This is a genomic window from Deltaproteobacteria bacterium, assembly GCA_016235345.1.
In the GTDB taxonomy this organism is placed as follows: domain Bacteria; phylum Desulfobacterota; class Desulfobacteria; order Desulfobacterales; family Desulfatibacillaceae; genus JACRLG01.
In genome coordinates this window covers 1-14,319 of the sequence record JACRLG010000036.1, presented here as the reverse complement: position 1 = coordinate 14,319, position 14,319 = coordinate 1, and the positions used below count along the sequence as shown (strand labels likewise).

Sequence of the window (14,319 nt, the reverse complement as noted above, 5' to 3'; positions counted from 1 at the left end):
CCTGACGGATGAGAGCGGGATATTGACGGGCCGTATGCTTTTGATTGCCTTACAGTTTACCCGCTTTGGCCGACCCGTGTCAAATTTCTTGGGGTCTTGCAGGTTTTTGACAACACATCATTTCTGGCGTAAGTTTTTAGAATGAACAGGCTCGTGGGCATAATGGCGGACAGCCACGGCGATGCTTCGGCCATCGAAGGGGCCATTGGGGCTCTTTCGAGCCTTGGCTGCCAAAGCCTGGTGCATCTGGGCGACGTGTGCGACTCCTCCCGCCCGGAAAGCGCCGACCGGTGCGTTTCTATTCTGCGGGAAAACGGGGTTTCCACGGTGAAGGGCAACAACGACCACATGGTGGTTGCCAACCGGGACGGTCTCGACCTTGGGGACGTTTCGCCCGAAACCGTGGCCTGGCTCAAAGCCCTTCCCCTCAAAATCAGGATTGACGGCGCGGCCTTCGTGCATTCCCTGCCATTCGTGCGGGAGCTTGGGCTTTCCGCCATGGTGCGGGGCATGGGAAAAAAGGAGATGGCCTTTTATCTGGGCTTTCCGCACCGCGAGCGGCTTCTTTTCCGGGGCCACAACCATGACCCCTGCGTGGTCTGCATGGAGGACGGGCGGCTCTCGGACCGGGTCCCCGCCCCCGGCCAGAAGATCGAACTGCGCCCCGGCCTGGCCTTCATAGTCACCTGCGGGGCGCTCATCAACGGCTTGTGCATGGTCTGGGATCAGGACCGGCACGCCGTCACATCTCTAAGCCTCTGACCCATGCCCAAGGTGTCCGTAATAATACCCGTTTACAACCGCGCATGGTGCGTGGCCGAGGCCATCGGCTCGGTGTTGGATCAGGATTTTTCCGATTTTGAGCTGATAGTTGTGGACGACGGCTCCACCGACTCCACCCCTGAAATCCTGGCCGCCTTTCCGCAGATCAAGATGATCCGCACGGAAAACAGGGGCGTTTCAGCCGCCCGCAACACCGGCGTCGCCCGTGCGCGGGGCCGGTTGATCGCATTTCTGGATTCCGACGATCTGTGGCTTCCGGAAAAGCTCCGCATCCAGTTTGATTTCATGGAAAATTCGCCCGGATGCCGCATCTGCCAGACCGAGGAGACCTGGATAAGAAACGGAGTCCGGGTCAACCCCAAAAAGCGCCACAAAAAGCCGGACGGCGAAATTTTTTTCCGGTCCCTGGACCTCTGCCTTGTAAGCCCCTCCGCCGTGATGATGGAAAAAAGCCTTTTCGACGAAATCGGCGGCTTTGACGAGGGCCTTACCGCCTGCGAGGATTACGACCTGTGGCTCAGAATCGGGCGGGCCCTTCCCGTGCCGCTGATTCCGAAGGCCCTTACCATAAAGCGCGGAGGCCACGTTGACCAGCTCTCGCGCCAGCCCGGCCTGGACCTTTTTCGCGTTTGCAGCCTGAATAAACTGCTTGCGGGCGGGCTTCTGACGGATGAGCAGGCGGAGGCGGCAGGAAGGGTGCGGGACGAAAAGGCGGCGATATTCGAGGCCGGAAGGCAAAAGCGCGGGATTGCGGAATAGCCGGTCAGTCTGGATTATGGCTTTGAACGGTTTTCAGTTTTTTAATAAAAAGAGCAGGGAGCTTTTACCCTGGGAGCGCGGGCGTCTCGCCCGCATTGTACTGCATAAGCGGGCGGGACGCCCGCGCTCCCAGGAAAAGCACTTTGCTGAAAATAGTTCACAGTAATAATCTTGGTTATCAGCGGCGAAACGAGCCCGAAGCGGCCTCGTTGAAGGATTTTTCCGCCTCCTCGATGTAGCGGCGGGCCACGGTCTCGATTTTATACGGGCCGCAGGAGATTTTTTCGCGGGCGTTTGCCGAAAGCCGGGCAAGAAGCGCCCGGTCGCAGTGAAGGATGGACAGCCGGTCCGCGAAATCGGAGATTTTGCCCACCGGCGCGCGGTATCCGGTGACGCCGTTTTCCACAAGCTCCGGTATTCCGCTTCTTAGGTCGGTCACAACAGGCGTGCAGCCTTCCGCCATTGCCTCCAGTAATGATACCGGGGTTCCCTCGAATTCCGAAACAAGCAGGAATACGTGGCTCTGGCGGAAAAGCCCCCGCACGGCCTCGTTTTCGAGGGTTCCCAAAAACCGCACTTCCGCCCGATCCGTCAGCCCCTTGAACTTTTTTTCAAGCCCGCGCCGGTCCGGGCCGTCGCCCGCGATGGAGAGGGAAAACCTCATCCCACGGCCATCAAGGTTATGGGCGATCTTGGACAGATCGTAAATCCGCTTCTGATAACGTGAAAGCCGCCCGGCGTATGCGATTTTCAGGGGGCCGCAGTCAGAATCGCGGCAGGGCGGGCATTCGGGGACAGTCACGCCCGACGGAATGGCTACGACCCTTTCCGCAAGAACCGGAAAGCGCCTTTTCACCTCATCCGCCAGAAAGCCGCTCACCGCGATCACCCGGTTCCAGGAGCATCCCAGCCGTTTCACGTGATCGTAATGAACAGGCTCGTCCGAGTGCACCACACCCATCACCACGATTCTGTCCGACAAGCCCTTTGAAACCCCCGAAAGGGCGAAGTCGTAGCCCGGAACGTAGACGCAGGGGGCGTTTTGTTCCAGGAATTCCGCCAGCATCCGCCGCCGTTTAAAGGCCGGGGTGAAGCGCGATGACGGCAGGCTTTCCACTTTAAGCCCTGGGGAGACGGGAAGCGGGGACCGGTCGATTGCGCCGGGGTGGGTTATCAGAATCCGCGCGTCATGGCCCATTTCGCACAAGGCAAGGGCGATGTTGGCCGTGGCGGTGTTCACGCCCGAAAGGCTGAACGTGGGGGATGTGAAGAAGAATTTCATCGCGGAGCCAGTAGAACCTTATCAGGGGCGGCTTTCACAATGTCTCCAAAAAGCGAGTTGATTTCAGCACCTGCCAGCGTCCCGCAAGCTGGGTGAAGAAGTCGTTGCCCTTGTCGTCCACTATTATGAAGGCCGGGAAGTCCTTGACGGTGATCTTGACCACGGCCTCCATGCCCAGTTCCGGGAATTCCAGGGTCTCGAAGCTGGTTATGCATTCCTTGCCGAGGCGTGCGGCGGGGCCGCCGATGCTTCCAAGATAGAAGCCGCCGTGGCGCTGGCAGGATTCCGTCACCTGGGCCGTGCGGTTTCCCTTGCCCAGCATGACCAGAGACGCGCCCTGTTTCTGGAAGTGTGGCACGTAGGGGTCCATGCGGCCCGACGTGGTGGGTCCGCAGGAGCCGCAGGCGAAGCCTTTCGGGGTTTTGGCCGGGCCCGCGTAATAGACGATGTGGTCCTTGAAATAGTCGGGCAGGCCCTTGCCGGAGTCCAGGCGTTCCTTCAGTTTTGCGTGGGCTATGTCCCGTGCCACGATGATGGGGCCGTTTAAGATAACGCGGGTGGCAACAGGGTATTTTGTGAGGATGGCCCTTATTTCGTCCATGGGGCGGTTTAGGTCGATCTCCACCGGGGCCTGGCTGAAGATGTTGATGTCGGCGGGAAGGAAGCGACCGGGGTCCTCCTCAAGCTGCTCTATGAAAATTCCTTCCGCGTTTATGCGGGCTTTGACGTTGCGGTCGGCGGAACAGCTTACGGCAAGGCTTATGGGGCAGGACGCGCCGTGCCGGGGAAGCCTTATGACGCGGGTGTCCAGGCAGAAATATTTTCCGCCGAACTGGGCCCCTATGCCAAGCTCGTAGGAGGCGGCAAGGAGCTTGTGTTCAAGTTCAAGGTCGCGGAAAGCGTGGCCGCCAGCGTCCCCGCTTGTGGGCAGGTTGTCCAGGTATCCGGCGGTCGCCATTTTAACGGTTTTGAGGTTGGTTTCGGCGGAGCTTCCCCCCACCACGAAGGCAAGGTGATAGGGAGGGCAGGCCGCCGTTCCAAGGGACACCATCTTTTCCACCATGAAATTCAAAAGGGCCTGGGGGTTCAGGATGGCCTTGGTTTCCTGGTACAGGTAGGTCTTGTTGGCCGAGCCGCCGCCCTTTGCGATGAAGAGGAAATTGTAGGAATCCCCGCTGGTTGAATAAAGGTCTATCTGGGCCGGGAGGTTGTTGCCCGTGTTTTTTTCCTCGAACATGGTGACGGGCGCGTTCTGGCTATATCGCAGGTTGTTTGTGGTGTACGCAAGCCTTACGCCCTCGGAAAGGGCCGCCTCGTCGTGGCCGGGGGTAAGGACGTTGCCGCCCTTTTTGCCCATGATGACGGCTGTTCCGGTGTCCTGGCAAAGGGGAAAGACCATCTGGGCGGCAATCTGGGCGTTTCTGAGCATTTCGAGGGCCACGTAGCGGTCGTTGTCGCTTGCCTTGGGGTCCTTCAGGATTTTGGCGAAAAGGGCCAGGTGGCTTGTGCGCATCCTGTGGCTTACTTCGGTGAAGGCGGTTTTGGCGAGATACGCCAGCCCTTCGTGGTCAACCGATAAAAAGCGGTCGCTTCCGCAATCCCTTACGGAAACATAGTCGCTTGTCAGTTTGCGATAGACGGTGGTGTCAGGCCCCAAGGGATACAAGGGGTTATATGAATATTCGCCGCTCATTTTTCTGCCTCCTTGACCGCGTGGTCATGTTCAGTCAAGAAATTTCTATAGGCCAAGGGGATGCCAAACACAAGGATAATGGTAGCAGCAGCATATTTTCGCTTGATTGCTACAAATTTGTGATATCCGAAATGCCTGCGCCTGCAAATTTTCTTTTCATCCCCTCTTGTCCCTTCTTGCCTACCGATAAAAAATAGGTTACAGGCTTTTCAAACCATTTTTCGCCGCATCCACCCGCAAACCCATGAAAGGAACGTGAAATGGCCTTGAGAAAGATTGTCCTCTCCGAAGACGAGATGCCCCGGCAGTGGTACAATATTCTGGCGGACATCAAGATGAACCCGCCTTTGGGGCCGGATGGAAACCCCGTCTCCCCCGACGCCCTGGCCCCCGTCTTTCCCATGAATCTCATCGAGCAGGAAGTCTCAAGCGAGCGGTGGATCACCATTCCCGAGCCGGTCATGGAAGTTTACCGGATATGGCGGCCAAGCCCGCTGGTTCGCGCCATCAATCTTGAAAAGGCCCTGGACACACCGGCCCGCATCTATTTCAAGAACGAGGGCGTAAGCCCCCCCGGAAGCCACAAGCCCAACACCGCCGTTCCCCAGGCCTATTACAACAAGGTCTTCGGCATAAAGCGCATCACCACCGAAACCGGAGCCGGCCAGTGGGGCTCGGCCCTATCGTTTGCGTGCAGCCAGTTCGGCCTTGAGTGCAAGGTTTTCATGGTACGCATCTCCTTTGACCAGAAACCCTACAGAAAAACCATGATGGGAGTTTGGGGCGGAAAGTGCATTCCAAGCCCAAGCATGGAAACCAAGGCGGGCCGTGACGTTTTGGCCCAATATCCCGACACCCCCGGAAGCCTCGGCATCGCCATTTCCGAAGCCGTCGAGGCCGCCGTTTCCGACACCACCGGCCAGACCCGCTACAGCCTTGGAAGCGTTCTGAACCACGTGATGCTGCACCAGACCGTCATAGGCCTCGAGGCCAAGAACCAGCTTGCCAAGGTGGGCGAATACCCGGACATCATCATCGGCTGCGCGGGCGGCGGCTCCAACTTCGCCGGAACTGCCTTCCCCTTTGTGCTGGACAAGATCAACGGCAAGAACATCGAAATCTTCCCGGTGGAGCCCGCAGCCTGCCCCACCCTCACCCAGGGCCCGTTCGTGTACGATCACGGCGACAACGCCGGATACACCCCCCTTCTGCCCATGCACAGCCTTGGACACAACTTCGTGCCCGCTCCCTTCCACGCGGGCGGCCTGCGCTACCACGGCATGGCCCCCACCGTAAGCCAGCTCGTGAACGAGGGACTCCTGGAAGCCAAGGCAGTGAGCCAGCTGGAAGCCTACGAGGCGGGCCTCATCTTCGCCCGTTCAGAGGGACACATCCCGGCCCCCGAAACCACCCACGCCATCGCCCAGGTGGTGAAGGAAGCCAGGCGCGCCAAGGAAGAGGGCAAGGAAAAGGTCATCCTCTTCAACTGGAGCGGCCACGGCTGCCTCGACCTCGGCGCTTACGAAAAATTCCTGGCAGGGGAGCTCACCAACCCGATCTTCACGGAAGAGGAGAAGGTCAAGGCGGCGGAGGCGTTCAAGAATTACCCCAGGCCCGCGAATCTTAAATCGAGGTAAGCTGAGCAGCGGCCGTCCACAAGCGCGAATTGCTGTGTCAGACTTCGCCGGACGCGGTGCGCACGTATCTCGATACGCTTACGCCCGCGCCCGGCTCGTCAACCTTAGCACTTCATCGCTTGTGATCGGCCTTGAGCCGCTCCGTTGAAAAAAATGTAGGTTGGGTGGTTCCGAGCGCAAGCGAGGGTTCACCCAACCTACGGCTGAATCCGAATTATCCGTTATGGGGCGGGCTGAAGGGCTCGCCCCTTTTTACCTGATTGGAAAATCTTTCCGATGGAATCCGTTGACCCAAGCATACGCTGCCCAAGGCTGGGAAGCGACGTACCATTCTACTATTGCCGGAAATGTGGCGAAAACGGGCTTCCCTGCTTCAAGGTATTCGACTGCTGGTGGGAAATCTTCGACGTGGTGGCCTATCTTCGGGACGAGTTGTCGCCGGTTGACTTCGAGAGACTCAAAGGGACGAAGCCCAAGGAAAAGGTGCTTTCGCTTCTTGAGATAATCGAAAAGGCGAAGAAAAACGCCTCGGAGCCGCCCGCGCAATAAGGAGAAATGACTTGATACTCGATGTTCTGATGGTGGGTCCCATCGGCACCAACTGCTACATTTTCGGATGCGAGGAGACCGGCGAGGCCGCAGTTATCGATCCCGGCGACGAGGCGGACCGCATCCTAACGGCCTGCGCGAAGCGGAGCCTTAAGGTGGTGAAAATACTCAACACCCACGGCCACGTTGACCACGTGGGGGCCAACAAGCGCATGAAGGAAGTGACCGGGGCCGAGCTTTCCATCCACGAGGCCGACCTTCCCATGCTGGCGCATCTGTCGGAGATCGGCCGCATGTGGGGCATGAGGGTGGACAACTCCCCGGCTCCCGACCGCTTTTTAAAAGACGGCGACGTGCTCACGGTCGGCAAGCTGACTCTTACGGTTCTGGGCACCCCCGGCCACAGCAAGGGGGGCGTGTCGCTTCTGGCCGAAAAAGTGGTTTTCGTGGGAGACACCCTGTTCGCGGGCTCCATAGGCCGCACGGACCTGCCGGGCGGGGACTACAACGAGCTTATTGCAAGTGTGCGCAAAAAGCTCTTCACCCTTCCCGACAACACGACGGCCTATCCCGGCCACGGCCCGGAAACCACCATTGGCCAGGAAAAGAAATACAACCCTTTTTTTCATTGATCCATCAATACCCCTGCCGGAGGCTTTAATGCATTACATAGTACGCTGTCCCGTACCCGATGATGTTGCGCGAAAACAGATCGATCTCGCCCTGGCCATAAGGGCCAACCCTCAAAAGGGCGTCCACGTGGACAGGATGCTGGATGCGACCCTGGTCATGGCGGACGAGCTTCTGAATTTTTTCTTCATGCGGCCCCTGGAAACCGCCCGGGTGGGCTCCATGACCAAGGGCGCGGTCTCCATGGGCATAAGAACCGGAATGGGCATCATATCGAAGCTCGCCAAGCGGGCCTTTGCCGGAATGGAGCGCGACCAGCTCCTGCTTTTCGCGGACTACCTGGATTCCCTCATTTCAAGCGAGGCGTGACAGGAGAACTGAAACCGCGACCTAAAGTGTCAGACTTCACCGGGTAGCCTCGTTGCCGGGCAACCTAGTAGGTCGGGCTGAGGAACGAAGCCCAACGGACTGATTTATTACCATATTTTTTTGGACATTGTGTTGCAAAGGCGGGCGGGACGCCCGCGCTCCCAGAAAAGCGCTTTGCTGAAAACAGTCCGCAGACATGAAACATAAAAAGGCGGAAAGGCCCGGATATCCGGCTTTTCCGCCTTTTGTATTGGACGTTCCACTACTGGAATCAGCAGGCTGGCTTCTCGAAGTACATCACGAGGCTTTTTCCGATCACCGGATTCAAAAGCCGGTCAAGAACCCTGGTGAGCCTTGGCTTTTGAACGATGTCCCAGACCAGCATTTTGTGATAGAGCGCCACCGGCAGTGCCTTGTCGTCCCGCACCCCCACCAGGCATTTGAGCCACCAGTAGGGCGCGTGCAGGGCGTGGGCGTAGTGGTGTCCCTTATAGACGAGGCCGGTGGACTCCATCAGGCGTTTCAGATCATTTTTGCGGTAGATTCTTATGTGGCCGCCCTCGTTTGAGTGGTACTCGTCGGAAAGCGCCCAGCACACGCGCTCCGGGAACCAGCGGGGAACGCTCACCGCCGCGACTCCTCCGGGGGCCGTCACCCGGAAGATTTCCTCCGCCGCCTTTTTGTTATCCAGCACGTGTTCCATAACCTCGGAGCAGACCACGGCTTTAAAATGTCCGTCCGGGAAGGGCAGATTTTCCGCGTCGGCCACGATGGCCTGCCAGCCCGCGCCCTTCCCCATATCGGCGGCGTCCATGCCCTTCAGAAAATCGGCGGTCTTTTCCACGTTTTTAGGATCAAGGTCCACCGCAACGGCGTAAACCCCGTCCATAAGGTAGGCGTTGGATACGTGGCGGCCCTCGCCGCAGCCAAGGTCAAGGAATTTCGAATCGGGGCAAAGGCCCAGCCTTTCAAACCGGACGGTGAGCACGCATGGCCTCCCTGTAAACGTCCGTCACCTTCTCCGCAGCGCGTTTCCAGGTGAACATGGAGTGAACCCGGTCAAAGCCGGCCTGCCCTAAAGCTGCGGCCTTTTCGGGGTGATCGAGGATGTCTATGATGGCTGCCTCCAGGGCCGCAGGATCGGCGGGCGGAACCAGGACCCCGGCGTCGCCCACAACCTCCGGCAAGGCCCCCCCGGTTGTGGAGATCACCGGAACCCCGCAGCTCATGGCCTCTCCGGCGGGCAGGCCGAAGCCCTCGTAAACGGAGGGAACCACCGCCACGGCTGCTTCTGCGTAGCGGGCAACGAAGTTTTCGTCCGAGAGCCTGCCCGTGAAATGCACGGTGTCCCTCAAGCCAAGCTCGCGGATGAGCTTCACCACGCCCCCGCCCTTCTTGGGGGTGCCCACAACCTCAAGCTCCACCGGGCGCTTTTTGCGCACCCCGTCTATCGCCTGCAAAAGGTAGTAGAGGCCCTTTAGGGGCGTGTCGGCGCTGTTGGTCACCAAAACCCGGTTGGGATTGCGTTCGATCTTGGGAAGGGGGCGGAAAAGGCCGGTGTTGATGCCGTTGGGGACCACCCTCATGCGGCCCCTGTGCACCGGGAATTCCTTTAAAATGTCGGTCTTGGAGCACTCGGAAACCGTGATGAGCCGGAGCATCTTGCGGCTCACCCGTTTTTGCATCCCGATGAACGAGTACCAGCGCCAGATTTTGGCCTTTTTCACCCAGGAGCGCACGGACTCCACCGCAACGTCGCGGTCCACCGTTATGGGATGGTGGATGGTGGCCACCGTGGGCAGGAAGCGCGAAATGGCCCACAGCCCGTAGCCCAGGCACTGGTTGTCGTGGACGACGTCGTATCTGCCGCTGTTTTCCGAAAGGTACTTGAGCGCCCGGAGGCTGAAGGTTAGGGGTTCGGGAAAGCCCATTGCGCAGACGTTCAGCCATTCGAAGAGGTTGACGGGGTCCGAAAGCTCGCCAAGGCCCGGAATGCGGAAAAGGTCGGCGGGGTTGTAGAGATCGAGGCTCGGCAGTTTCACGAGCCCCACCCCGTCGTCAAGTTCCGGCCAGGGCGGCCCCGAAATCACGTCCACAAGATGCCCCAGTCGAACGAGTGCGGTGGAGAGATTTTTTATGTAAACGCCCTGGCCGCCGCAGTGGGGGTTGGAGCGATAACTTAAAAGGGCCACCCGCAAGGGGCGGAAATCGGTTTCGTTGACCATTACTTCTGTTCCTGCCGACTTATTTATATGAAAGGCCGGTTCTATCCGGCCAGAATTTTCGCCGCGTCCGGGGCGAAGTAGGTGAGGATCATGTCAGCGCCGGCCCGGCGGATGGATAAAAGCATCTCCATCATGGCCTTTTCGCCGTCCAGCCAGCCAAGCTGGGCCGCAGCCTTCACCATGGAGTATTCGCCGGAAACGTTGTAGGCCGCAACCGGCAGGTCGCACTCCTGGCGCACCCAGGCGATTACGTCGAGATAAGGCATGGCAGGCTTCACCATGATGATGTCCGCGCCCTCCTCCACGTCCATGGAGACCTCCCGCAAAGCCTCGCGCGCGTTGGCCGGGTCCATCTGGTAGGTGCGCCTGTCCCCGAACTTGGGGGCCGAATCCGCCGCCTGGCGGAAAGGCCCGTAAAAGGCCGAGCAGTACTTGGCCGCGTAGCTCATGATGGGGATGTCCGAGTGGCCGCTTTCGTCCAGGGCCTCCCGGATTTCGGCAACCCTGCCGTCCATCATGTCGGAGGGGGCAACCATGTCGGCCCCTGCCGCCGCGTGGGAAACCGCAGTGCGGGCCAGAAGGTCCAGGGTGGAGTCGTTGTCGATCCGCCCCTTTTCCACCATGCCGCAGTGACCGTGATCGGTGTACTGGCAAAGGCAGACGTCGGTTATCACCATGAGGTCCGGGACCTTGGACTTGATGGCCGTCACGGCCCTCTGGACTATGCCACCCTTGGCGTAAGCGCCGGTTCCAAGGGGGTCTTTCTTGTCGGGAACGCCGAAGACCATTATGGCCGGGATTCCGAGCCTGTGGGCCTTTTCTGCCTCCTTCACCAGGTTTTCCACTGAGAAGCGGAACTGGCCGGGCATGGCGGCAATGGGTTCCGTTACGTTTTTGCCTCCAACGGCGAAAACCGGATAGATGAGGTTATCCACGGAAAGCCGGGTTTCGCGCACCATGCGCCGCAAATTTTCATGCGCCCGCATTCTGCGGGGGCGGTAATCGGGAAAGATCATGTTTCACCTTACAGGCTGCCGAAAACCGCGATCCGCTGTGTTACGCTTCGCCTCCCGGCTCGGTCACGTACAAAGGCGTACGCTCCCTCGCCGCTCGCTCGCGTGCCTTGCGGCTCATCGTTTTTCATCAGCCTGTCAAATTCGAGGTTTTTCGACAGCCTGCCCTATTTATCTTCTTCGATCACCGGCACCGGTTCAAGAGGCTTTGAAGCCTGAGGGGCGTCCTCGACCACCTTCACCGGTTCGGAGGAGACAAGGCCCATCTCCTTTTCGAACTTCAAAAGAAGATCGTCGGCCATAGCCTTTTCCATAGCCTTTTCGGCCTTGATTTCAACAAGTCCCTCGCCGGAAAGGTCTGCGGCAACCCGCACGGCTCCGCGATTCAAGTCAATCTTGTCATGTATCACCTGCTCGATCTCGCCGAAATCGGTGGTGAGATCGAATTTGAAGGTCTGGGAAAGTTTCGCAAGCTCCGCCTCGGCCTGGCTCATTTTAAGCTCGGCCTCGTACTTTTTTATTTTTTCACGCACCTTGTTCAGGTTTTTGGAGGCGTGTTTTATCTTTTCGACGTTGTTGCCGTAGGCCTCCTCGTGCATGGCAAGCTGCTGCCGGTTTTCGGTGAGGTCCTTTTTGATGTCCTCAAGCTCCATGGCAAGCTGGCCCGCCGTGTTGCGGTCACCCCCCTTGAGATAGGCCTTGATCTTGGCCGTAAGGGTCTGTTCACGGCCTTCCAGGGCGGATACCTGACGGCTTACCCGCTCCACCAGAGCGCGGTACTGCTCAAGGCCGGTGCGGCCCTCCTTCAACTGGGCCACCGAGCGGTCATATTCAAGCTGCATCTGGGCTATGGGGTCCATTGACCAGAAAAAATTGGCCAGCTTGTTGAACTGGGCGAGAAGGGCCTTCCAGAATTTCATGGCGATTTCCTCCGTTTTGGGGGGATGGGAAAAGATCTGACGGGGATATCTAATAAAACCTTTTGGCGACAAACGCAAGGCGAAGGCTTGGGGTTTCGGTCAGAACGCCCCAAGCTGGCAGGCCTTGATCCTTATGCCCAAAGCCTCGCAGGCGCAGGAAACGTCCATCTTTGCGACTTCCAGACTTTTGGCGATTTCCCAGGCTGCGGCGCATTCAAGCCTGCCGTCGATCAAGGCTCCCCGGATGGCCGATTCAAGGGCGGGGGCGACTGCGGAGGCGGGGGTCACGATCCGTTTTTCCGGGTAATATCCGAAAAGGCCCAATTGGCAGCGGTTGAGCCTGATCTTGGCCTCGTCCGCAACCTTTCCCACCAGGGCCGGTGCCACCAGCATTCCATCGGCGATTGAAAACGCGGCGGCGCAGGCCAGGCGGCCTTCCTCCGCCTTTTCGGCGACAAGGCGTTCAAGGTCCTTCATCTCATCCGTCATGGCGCTTTCCCCCTGATTTGATTGTCAGTCATCCCACAGCCTGAAAAGTCCGTTCCACATCCCGCGTCTTTCAAGGGCGGAAAGCGCCTCGCCCACCATGTAGAGGCTTCCGGTCACAAGGATCACGTCGCCGTCTTTTGCCTCCCCCATGGCGGAACCAAGGGCCGCGTCAGTGGATTCCGCCAGCTTGAGGCAACTGCCCGGCGGCAGGTTTTTTGCGATTTCTTTCGGGTCAACGGCCCGGTCTATGGAAGGGCGCGTGAGAAAGAGAGCCCGCGAGCGCCTCATCAGGGCTTCCAGCATGTAGGAGTAAGGCTTGTCCTCCAGAAATCCCGCCACCACGATGAGCCTTTCGGGAGGAATCTGCCGGTCCAGGTGGGCGCATAGCTTATCCAGGGCGTCCTTGTTGTGCGCGCCGTCCAGAAGAACCCTTGGGGGGCCGGGTATTTCATCCAGCCGCCCCGGCCAGCGCACGGAAAGGAAGCCCTCTCTGACGGCCTTTTCGGGCAGGCTCACGCCTTTTTCCCTCAAAACCTCGCAGGCCGCCAGAACGCAGGCCGCGTTGGCCACCTGGTGCGCTCCGGCCAGCACCTTTTTCACGCCGGGCATCCGCTGGGAGATACCCTCGTAATCAAAGGAGCCGTCGCGCTTTTTCCGGGTGGAGAAATCCCTGCCGTAAAGAAAAAGCGGGGCGTTTTTTTTCGCCGCGATTTTTTCCAGGGTGGAGACCGCGCTTTTCTGGCTGGCCGCGCTTACGACGGGCGTATCCTTTTTTATGATTCCGCCCTTTTCGGAAGCGATGGCGGCTATGGTGTTACCAAGGTAAAACTGGTGCTCGAGGCTTATGTTGGTGATTACAGAGGCTTCGGGTTTCAGGATGTTGGTGGCGTCCAGCCTTCCGCCCATGCCGGTTTCCACAACCGCCCAGTCAACCCTTCTTTTGGCGAAGATGAAAAAGGCCATTGCGGTGGTGTACTCGAAAAAGGTGGGCGAGCGATCGAGCCCCGGCGTTTTTTTCAGGGCCTGGTAGGCTTCGATTATCTCCCGGTCTGAAACAGGGCGTCCATCAACGCAGAATCTCTCGTTCACGCTCACCAGATGCGGGCTGGTGTAGGTTCCCACCGAAAAGCCCGCCCGGTGAAGGATGCAGGAAAGCGTCGCCGACACCGAGCCCTTGCCGTTGGTGCCCGCAACGTGAACGGCCCGGAAACTTTTCTGGGGGGCTCCCACGGCGGAGAGCATGGCCGATATGGTTTCAAGGCCGAGCTTTATTCCGAAGCGGGAGAGGGAAAAAAGCTCTTCCATGCTGGTTTTGAACAGGTCTTTTTCGTCAGTCATGAGATTATACCATGATAATGAAAGCGGGTTGCGGCCTTCCGAACCTGGGTCGCCGGGTCATTGGGTCTATTCCGGCCCCTCAAAACAAAACCGGCCCGGCTGGAAGGGTATCCGCCGGGCCGGTAAGAACAACAGGAGCGTGAGACTTTTAACGGGTGCGCTTGCGGGCAGCGGCGCGAATGCGGCGAAGCATCTCGCGCTGCTTGCGGCGCTTGACCTCGCTGGGCTTCTCGTAAGCCTTCTTCATCTTCAGCCTGCGAAAGAGCCCGTCGTTCTGGATCTTCTTCTTCAAGACCCGCATTGCCTTTTCAAGGTCGTTGTCGTAGACTTTGACCTCAAGATTGCTGGGTTCAGCCAAGTAGCACACCCCCTTTTCTTATTTATTTTTCGAGAGTATCAAACTCAGGAACAGCTTTCATAACCCATCCGCAAAAAAAAGCAAAGGAAAATTTTGACAGGGCAAACGCATATGGAAAAATTTGATCGGGGTTATTTGGTTAAAGAATGACTTTTATATTCCGATATCCTTTCGCGTGGGCAAAGTGGGGCGCGGAAAATTGTCAGATTAGCGCTTTCACATATTTAACAACTTGAAATATTATTACTTTCTATTGATAGGGCTTTTCTTTGGG

At 58.5% G+C, this 14,319-nt stretch carries 15 protein-coding genes; 6 read left to right on the top strand and 9 right to left on the bottom strand.

Annotation, left to right across the window (positions count from 1 at the left end; genetic code table 11):
• Positions 1–141: 141 nt before the first annotated feature.
• Together HZB23_16700 and HZB23_16695 are read left to right on the top strand one after the other, a co-directional pair.
• On the top strand, positions 142–762 hold the full coding sequence (locus HZB23_16700) for a metallophosphoesterase family protein (GenBank protein MBI5846297.1): 621 nt from the start codon (positions 142–144) through the stop codon (positions 760–762).
• A 3-nt stretch (positions 763–765) separates the two neighbouring features.
• Positions 766–1,542 (top strand): glycosyltransferase, encoded by a 777-nt coding sequence (locus HZB23_16695; GenBank protein ID MBI5846296.1) that lies wholly within the window; start codon positions 766–768, stop codon positions 1,540–1,542.
• Between the two features lie 178 nt (positions 1,543–1,720).
• Here HZB23_16695 and HZB23_16690 read toward each other — a convergent pair whose 3' ends face one another.
• On the bottom strand, positions 1,721–2,824 hold the full coding sequence (locus HZB23_16690; GenBank protein MBI5846295.1) for a glycosyltransferase family 4 protein: 1,104 nt from the start codon (positions 2,822–2,824) through the stop codon (positions 1,721–1,723).
• Between the two features lie 34 nt (positions 2,825–2,858).
• A complete protein-coding gene (locus tag HZB23_16685; GenBank protein MBI5846294.1) occupies positions 2,859–4,517 on the bottom strand; it encodes a fumarate hydratase in 1,659 nt (552 codons plus the stop codon).
• 260 nt (positions 4,518–4,777) lie between these two features.
• Between HZB23_16685 and HZB23_16680 the strand changes: the two genes are divergently transcribed.
• The 4 genes from HZB23_16680 (at position 4,778) to HZB23_16665 (ending at position 7,702) form a co-directional block, all read left to right on the top strand.
• Entirely contained in the window at positions 4,778–6,154 is a 1,377-nt protein-coding gene (locus HZB23_16680) for a TrpB-like pyridoxal phosphate-dependent enzyme (protein MBI5846293.1), read from the top strand.
• Between the two features lie 276 nt (positions 6,155–6,430).
• Positions 6,431–6,703 carry a hypothetical protein gene (locus HZB23_16675; protein MBI5846292.1) on the top strand — a complete coding sequence of 91 codons (273 nt, stop codon included), beginning with the start codon at positions 6,431–6,433 and terminating at the stop codon, positions 6,701–6,703.
• An 11-nt stretch (positions 6,704–6,714) separates the two neighbouring features.
• Positions 6,715–7,335 (top strand): MBL fold metallo-hydrolase, encoded by a 621-nt coding sequence (locus HZB23_16670; GenBank protein MBI5846291.1) that lies wholly within the window; start codon positions 6,715–6,717, stop codon positions 7,333–7,335.
• 28 nt (positions 7,336–7,363) lie between these two features.
• Positions 7,364–7,702: a hypothetical protein gene (locus HZB23_16665; GenBank protein MBI5846290.1), complete on the top strand. Its 339-nt coding sequence runs from the start codon at positions 7,364–7,366 to the stop codon at positions 7,700–7,702.
• A 271-nt stretch (positions 7,703–7,973) separates the two neighbouring features.
• Here the strand turns inward: HZB23_16665 and HZB23_16660 are convergent, their stop codons facing one another.
• From HZB23_16660 to rpsU, 7 genes are all read right to left on the bottom strand, one after another.
• The gene (locus HZB23_16660) at positions 7,974–8,690 is read right to left on the bottom strand and encodes a class I SAM-dependent methyltransferase (protein ID MBI5846289.1); all 717 of its coding nucleotides are present in this window, start codon (positions 8,688–8,690) and stop codon (positions 7,974–7,976) included.
• Positions 8,671–9,927, bottom strand: a complete 1,257-nt coding sequence (locus tag HZB23_16655; GenBank protein ID MBI5846288.1) for a glycosyltransferase family 4 protein — start codon at positions 9,925–9,927, stop codon at positions 8,671–8,673. Before HZB23_16655 ends, HZB23_16660 begins: the two co-directional genes overlap by 20 nt.
• Positions 9,928–9,968: 41 nt before the next feature.
• Complete coding sequence (gene hemB, locus HZB23_16650) at positions 9,969–10,943, bottom strand: porphobilinogen synthase (GenBank protein ID MBI5846287.1); 975 nt, start codon at positions 10,941–10,943, stop codon at positions 9,969–9,971.
• Between the two features lie 164 nt (positions 10,944–11,107).
• A complete protein-coding gene (locus HZB23_16645; protein MBI5846286.1) occupies positions 11,108–11,860 on the bottom strand; it encodes a hypothetical protein in 753 nt (250 codons plus the stop codon).
• Positions 11,861–11,959: 99 nt separating this feature from the next.
• On the bottom strand, positions 11,960–12,349 hold the full coding sequence (locus tag HZB23_16640; GenBank protein ID MBI5846285.1) for a hypothetical protein: 390 nt from the start codon (positions 12,347–12,349) through the stop codon (positions 11,960–11,962).
• Between the two features lie 24 nt (positions 12,350–12,373).
• Positions 12,374–13,687 carry a bifunctional folylpolyglutamate synthase/dihydrofolate synthase gene (locus tag HZB23_16635; GenBank protein MBI5846284.1) on the bottom strand — a complete coding sequence of 438 codons (1,314 nt, stop codon included), beginning with the start codon at positions 13,685–13,687 and terminating at the stop codon, positions 12,374–12,376.
• A gap of 148 nt (positions 13,688–13,835) precedes the next feature.
• Positions 13,836–13,988: a 30S ribosomal protein S21 gene (gene rpsU, locus HZB23_16630; protein MBI5846283.1), complete on the bottom strand. Its 153-nt coding sequence runs from the start codon at positions 13,986–13,988 to the stop codon at positions 13,836–13,838.
• Positions 13,989–14,319: the final 331 nt, after the last annotated feature.

What these genes read in the sequence shown, in the direction of transcription:
- HZB23_16700 (MBI5846297.1), top strand. Translation starts at nt 142, where the DNA reads ATGAACAGGCTCGTGGGCATAATGGCGGACAGCCACGGCGATGCTTCG.
- HZB23_16695 (MBI5846296.1), top strand. Translation starts at nt 766, where the DNA reads ATGCCCAAGGTGTCCGTAATAATACCCGTTTACAACCGCGCATGGTGC.
- HZB23_16690 (MBI5846295.1), bottom strand. Translation starts at nt 2,824, where the DNA reads ATGAAATTCTTCTTCACATCCCCCACGTTCAGCCTTTCGGGCGTGAAC.
- HZB23_16685 (MBI5846294.1), bottom strand. Translation starts at nt 4,517, where the DNA reads ATGAGCGGCGAATATTCATATAACCCCTTGTATCCCTTGGGGCCTGAC.
- HZB23_16680 (MBI5846293.1), top strand. Translation starts at nt 4,778, where the DNA reads ATGGCCTTGAGAAAGATTGTCCTCTCCGAAGACGAGATGCCCCGGCAG.
- HZB23_16675 (MBI5846292.1), top strand. Translation starts at nt 6,431, where the DNA reads ATGGAATCCGTTGACCCAAGCATACGCTGCCCAAGGCTGGGAAGCGAC.
- HZB23_16665 (MBI5846290.1), top strand. Translation starts at nt 7,364, where the DNA reads ATGCATTACATAGTACGCTGTCCCGTACCCGATGATGTTGCGCGAAAA.
- HZB23_16655 (MBI5846288.1), bottom strand. Translation starts at nt 9,927, where the DNA reads ATGGTCAACGAAACCGATTTCCGCCCCTTGCGGGTGGCCCTTTTAAGT.
- hemB (MBI5846287.1), bottom strand. Translation starts at nt 10,943, where the DNA reads ATGATCTTTCCCGATTACCGCCCCCGCAGAATGCGGGCGCATGAAAAT.
- HZB23_16645 (MBI5846286.1), bottom strand. Translation starts at nt 11,860, where the DNA reads ATGAAATTCTGGAAGGCCCTTCTCGCCCAGTTCAACAAGCTGGCCAAT.
- HZB23_16640 (MBI5846285.1), bottom strand. Translation starts at nt 12,349, where the DNA reads ATGACGGATGAGATGAAGGACCTTGAACGCCTTGTCGCCGAAAAGGCG.
- HZB23_16635 (MBI5846284.1), bottom strand. Translation starts at nt 13,687, where the DNA reads ATGACTGACGAAAAAGACCTGTTCAAAACCAGCATGGAAGAGCTTTTT.
- rpsU (MBI5846283.1), bottom strand. Translation starts at nt 13,988, where the DNA reads ATGCGGGTCTTGAAGAAGAAGATCCAGAACGACGGGCTCTTTCGCAGG.